This window comes from Bradyrhizobium genosp. SA-3 (assembly GCF_004212635.1).
Lineage (GTDB): Bacteria > Pseudomonadota > Alphaproteobacteria > Rhizobiales > Xanthobacteraceae > Bradyrhizobium.
In genome coordinates this window covers 1-1,025 of the sequence record NZ_PSRT01000322.1, presented here as the reverse complement: position 1 = coordinate 1,025, position 1,025 = coordinate 1, and the positions used below count along the sequence as shown (strand labels likewise).

1 protein-coding gene is annotated in these 1,025 nt (G+C 66.3%); it reads left to right on the top strand.

Going from position 1 to position 1,025, the window contains the following annotated elements; all coding sequences use genetic code 11:
* Positions 1–302 precede the first annotated feature (302 nt).
* Positions 303–1,025: hypothetical protein (locus CWO91_RS42285; protein WP_165406087.1), on the top strand; the 723-nt coding region annotated here is incomplete at its 3' end.

Sequence of the window (1,025 nt, the reverse complement as noted above, 5' to 3'; positions counted from 1 at the left end):
AATTGGAGACAGCGCGGCCGACTCTCTCACCGTCACCCTTGTGCAACGGCGAGGCCCTTCTCGCTGGAGGCGCGAGCGCAGCGAGCTTCGAAGGGCGACGGCCGGCCGTTGCGCGGCCGTTCATCTTGCCCCGATTACAATTTGTTGCACGCCGCCACGCCGGTTCCACTTTCCCGGCCAAATTCGGCCTCGGACGAGTTCCTAAAATTTCGGTAAGCGGGTCCTGAGGTAAGGATTTCGCAAGCAATGAAAGTTACCAAAAGGTCAACTTAGACTGGAGTATTTGAGCCGTGAGCGAACCAATGCCCGAGCAGGCCGCCCTGGATCATGGCGCCGTCGAAGCTGCAGCGACCGCGCCGCAGGCCGTCGTGGCTGCCGGGATCGAAGCCCCCTCGATCGCCCCCGACCACGAGGCACCGCCCAAGCCTGACCCGGTCAAGGTCGAGCCGCCAAAGATCGAGGCACCAAGGATCGAGGTGCCGAAGTTCGAAGCCAAGATTGAACCCAAAGCCGAGTCCAAGGCTGAAGCCAAGGTCGATCCGAAGCCCGGCAAGCTGATCGTGATGGCGCCCTCGGAGCGCTCCTGGGACCGCGAGGATTTTGCTCCCCACGTGAAGGCGGAGGAACCGCGCGAGACCGGCGGCAAGCGCCGCCTGTCGGCGATGGCCGCGGTGGTGGCGATTGCCGCTTGCGTCGGCGCGATCAGCGGCGCGCTCGCGACCGCCGGCATGATGCACTTTGCCGCCCCGGCCCCGGCGCCGGTTCAGGTCGCCGATACCAGCGCGCTGGATGCTTCCGTCGCGCGGATCGATGCCGACCTCGTCGCGCTCAAGGCCAATGTCGAGCACAGCTCGAAAACCGGTGTCAGCCAGTTCAATCGGGCCAACGACCGCCTCGACAAGCTCGAGAAGGCGCAGGCCGAGCCGTTGGCCAAGATCGCCAAGCTCTCGGAGACGGTCGACAAGCTCCGCGCCGCGCCGCCGGCCCCTGCGCCGGCCGCAGCCGCCGCGCCCGCCAAGGAGACC